The sequence below is a fragment of the Wenzhouxiangella limi genome, assembly GCF_010499265.1.
Taxonomy (GTDB): Bacteria; Pseudomonadota; Gammaproteobacteria; order Xanthomonadales; family Wenzhouxiangellaceae; genus Wenzhouxiangella; species Wenzhouxiangella limi.
This window is the reverse complement of the sequence record NZ_JAAGSC010000013.1, coordinates 1-362: the sequence shown is the minus strand read 5'-3', so window position 1 is coordinate 362 and position 362 is coordinate 1. Positions and strand designations below refer to the sequence as shown.

Below are 362 nucleotides of genomic sequence, written 5' to 3'. Positions count from 1 at the left end.
GCCTCATCCCAGTTGTGGAAGCCGTTGCTGTTTTCGACCCAGATGAAGTCCCAGTAGAACTGCGCCTCGCGGTGAATCTGCTGGAGCCGGGTCAGGGTGACCTCGTCCATGGTTTCGCCGGAGCGGGCTTCGGCCACGGCCTCGATGAACTCGGCCAGCTCGCGACCGATCCGGTTCTGCTTTTCGTAGACGCGTCCCTGCACCCCTTCAGCGCGCGCGACCACGCCGTCGGCACCCCAGTTGCTGTGGCAATCCACGCAGGTGCTCTCGACGTGCGTCAGCGGGCTGGTCCAGTGGTGCTCGGTGTATTCCTCGCCGTCGCTGTCGGTGGCCTTGGGCATGTGGCAGTCGGTGCACTGCAG

General features: G+C 64.9%; 1 protein-coding gene. It reads right to left on the bottom strand.

Features of this window, described 5'->3' with window-relative positions:
- On the bottom strand, nucleotides 1-362 hold a 362-nt coding region (locus G3I74_RS00100; RefSeq protein ID WP_164208705.1), incomplete at both ends, for an ammonia-forming cytochrome c nitrite reductase subunit c552.